The organism is Streptomyces sp. WAC06614 (assembly GCF_003949795.1).
Classification (GTDB): domain Bacteria; phylum Actinomycetota; class Actinomycetes; order Streptomycetales; family Streptomycetaceae; genus Streptomyces.
Genome location: NZ_RPRY01000509.1, coordinates 1 through 3,371, shown reverse-complemented (window position 1 = coordinate 3,371; position 3,371 = coordinate 1). Strand labels below are relative to the sequence as shown.

Here is a 3,371-nt window from a genome sequence, read left to right as displayed (position 1 = left end):
AACTGATCGCGTACGTCCACGCCCACCCCGCCGTCGGTGAACTCCGGCCGCGTGCCGACGGCGGGGTGGGCGTGGACGTACGCGATCAGTTCGGCGGGCGTGGGGCGGTCCGCCGGCTGTTTGGCCAGGCAGCGGGCCACGAGTGCGGACAGCTCGGCGGGGACCCGGGTGAGGTCGGGGTGCTCGTGGACCACCCGGTACAGGACGGGGGGTTCCGATCCGCTCCCGAACGGCGCCTGCCCGCCCGCCACGTACGCGGCGAGCGCGCCGAGGGCGAAGACGTCGGCGGCGGGCGTCACCCGGTGGCCGAGCGCCTGCTCGGGCGCCATGAACGCGGCGGTGCCGATCCGCAGTCCGGTGCCGGTCAGGGCGGCGGAGCCGGCGGCGTGGGCGATGCCGAAGTCGATCACGCGGGGGCCGTCGGCGGCGAGCAGCACGTTGCCGGGCTTGAGGTCGCGGTGGACGATGCCCGCGCCGTGGATGGCCTGCAGCGCCTCGGCGATGCCCGCGACGAGCAGCAGCACGGTACGGACCGGCAGCGGTCCGTGCCGGCGCACCACCTCGTGCAGCGAGGGACCCGGGACGTAGGCGGTGGCCAGCCAGGGCGTGTGCGCGTCCACGCCGAAGTCCACCACCTGCGCCGTGAACAGGCCGTGGATCCGGCGGGCGCTGGCCACCTCGCGGGCGAAGCGGTCGCGGAAGGCGGGGTCCGCGGCGAACTCCGGGCGGACCATCTTGAGCGCGATCGGGCGGCCGCCGGGGGTGTGGGCCAGGTAGACCACCCCCATGCCGCCGGAGCCGAGCCGGGCGTGGAGGCGGTAGCCGCCGATCCGGTCGGGGTCGTCGGGGGACAGGGTCAGGGCCGTGGGGAGCTCTGGGCCGGAAAGCTGTGCGGACATGCGGTGGCTCTTTCAACGGGGCGGCAGTGACCAGCGGGGCGGTGGTGACCGGATCACATCCTTCCCCTGACCGAGTTTTCAGTCAATGTGTGACAATGCGCTACGAGACATCGACGGAGAGGGGCCTACGTGACGGACCGCAGACGCGTCATCCTGGAGAGCGCCGCCCGGCTGATCGCGCGCCGGGGCGTGCGCGGGCTGCGGGTCACCGAGCTGGCGGCCGAGGCCGGCGTGTCCACCGCCCTGGTCTACTACTACTTCAAGGACCGGTCCGGCATCCTGCGCAGCGCCCTCGCCTTCATCGGGGACCGGGCGGACCGGTACACCGCCGCCGCGACGGATCCGGCGGGCGCCGCCGGGCCCGCCGGTCCGCGCGCACTGCTGGAACGGATGCTGCTGCTGGAGTTCCAGGAACTCCCCGAGGTACGCGAGAACAGCACGGCCTGGGGGGAGCTACGGGCCCACTCGGTCTTCGACCCGGGGCTGCGGGCCGAGCTCGCCGCGGCCGGTGCCGCCTGGACCGCCGAGGTCGCGGACCTGCTGCGCGCCGCGTGCCCGGGGGCGCCGGGGGCCGCCGCCACGGCCGCGGCCGAGCGGCTGACCGCCCTGCTGGAAGGGCTGAGCGTCCGCTGGCTGAGCGGCCTCCTGCCCGCCCACCACGCCCGTGACCTGCTGCGCGCGGCGATCGAGGTGGAGGCCGGGCGGCTGGCGCCGGAGCGCGTGCCCGTACTCGGCTGACGGCGCGCCCGGCGAGCCGCCGCGTCGACGTCCCTACGGCGCCTCACCGGTTTGACTGAAAATCCAGTCAGTGTCACAGTGGCGACACGCGGCCGCTCCGCTTCCGTGAGCGGCCGCCCGCGGGGTCGAGCGCGCACCCTGGTGGTGGAGCCACGGCGCCCCTGCCGTCGCCGTGCCCCGCGTCCGCCCCGGCCGGACGTCCCTGTCCCGCCGGTCCACGATCGGAGTTCCCGTGTCGAACCTGCCCCCCGAGCGCCGGACCGTCCTCCGCGCCCTCGCCGGACTCGGCGCCCTGGCCTTCGGCGCCGCGGCCTGCGGCCCCGCCGGGACCGCCCAGCGGTCCGGGAGCACCCCGGCCGGCTCCTCCCGTTCCGCTTCGGGCGGCGCAGGGCGCCGCCTGGGCGCCGAGTGGGAGCGCCACACCCGTACGTTCATGGCCTGGCCGGCCCTGGCGGCGGGCGTGTGGGAGGAGGACCTGCGCTCCGTCCGCGAGGACATCGCCCGGATCGCCCGCGCGGTCGGACAGTACGAGGCGGTGGTCATGATGGCCCGCCCCGACCAGGTGTCGGCCGCCCAGCGGGCCGTCGGTAACCAGGTCGAGGTCGTCCCGCTGGCCGTCGACGACCTGTGGGCCCGCGACACGGTCCCGGTCTTCGTCGAGGAGGGCGGCAAGGTCGTCGGGGTCGACTTCCACTTCAACGGCTGGGGCAACAAGCAGGAGCACACCCACGACGCCCAGGTGGGCCGCGCCCTGCTGCAGAAGTTCCAGATCCCCCGGGTGCAGGCGCCGCTGGTGGCGGAGGGCGGCTCCTTCGAGACCGACGGGGAGGGCACCCTGCTCGTCACGGAGAGCTCGGTCGTCAACGACAACCGCAACCGCGGCAAGTCGCGCGACACGATCGAGGCCGAGCTGAAGCAGAGCCTGGGGGTGGAGAAGGTCGTCTGGCTGGCCGGCGTACGGGGCGAGGACATCACCGACGCGCACGTGGACAGCCTCGTACGCTTCACCGAACCGGGCGTGGTGCTGCTGGACCGGGCGCATCCGAGTACGCCGGCGGACTCCTGGTCGCGCTCCGCCGATCAGGCGAAGTCCGTGCTGTCGAAGGCGACCGACGCCCGGGGCCGGCGCTTCGAGATCGTCGACCTCCCGCAGCCCGATCTGAACCGCACCACGGGCCACGGGGACGACTTCGTGTCGACGTACGCCAACTTCTACATCGCCAACGACGCCGTGTTCATGCCCAAGTTCGGTGACCGTCAGGCCGACGACCGGGCGCGCGGCATCCTGCAGGAGCACTTCCCCGAGCGGGACATCGTGCCGGTCCAGATCGACACCATCGCCTCGGGCGGCGGCGGCATCCACTGCTCCACCCACGACCAGCCCGGCAGGCCTGCCGCCTGACGCTCCGCCAGGTCCCGTTCCCGGGCCGTCGAAAATGCTTGGACGGCCCGGGGACGGGCACGAAACACTGCGAACCTTGTCCAGGGGGGCCTGACAAAGCAGGGTTGGCATGGATTCGCCTGAATCACACACGCGTTCACCGGGTCAGGGTCCGGTGGTCCTCGCACTGCGCTACTACGGAAGGGAACTGGCCCGGCTGCGCCGGCTGACCGTCCCCGCGATGCTGCTCCCGGCGCTGGGCAACATCGGCATCCACTACCTCGCGCCGCTGATCGTCGCCAAGGTCGTCGCACGGATCGCCGGCGGGGGCGGCGGCGATCCGTGCGACGACC

The 3,371-nt window shown here is 73.8% G+C and carries 3 protein-coding genes and 1 pseudogene; 3 read left to right on the top strand and 1 reads right to left on the bottom strand.

Annotation, left to right across the window (positions count from 1 at the left end):
- On the bottom strand, positions 1-899 hold an 899-nt coding region (locus EF918_RS33995), incomplete at its 3' end, for a serine/threonine-protein kinase (RefSeq protein ID WP_148141322.1).
- 129 nt (positions 900-1,028) lie between these two features.
- Here EF918_RS33995 and EF918_RS33990 point away from each other — a divergent pair.
- The 3 genes and pseudogenes from EF918_RS33990 to EF918_RS38790 form a co-directional block, all read left to right on the top strand.
- The gene (locus EF918_RS33990) at positions 1,029-1,637 is read left to right on the top strand and encodes a TetR/AcrR family transcriptional regulator (protein WP_125652737.1); all 609 of its coding nucleotides are present in this window, start codon (positions 1,029-1,031) and stop codon (positions 1,635-1,637) included.
- Positions 1,638-1,869: 232 nt separating this feature from the next.
- Positions 1,870-3,039 (top strand): agmatine deiminase family protein, encoded by a 1,170-nt coding sequence (locus EF918_RS33985; protein ID WP_125652736.1) that lies wholly within the window; start codon positions 1,870-1,872, stop codon positions 3,037-3,039.
- Positions 3,040-3,148: 109 nt separating this feature from the next.
- Positions 3,149-3,371 (top strand): annotated as a pseudogene (locus tag EF918_RS38790) (ABC transporter ATP-binding protein); the annotation flags it as partial.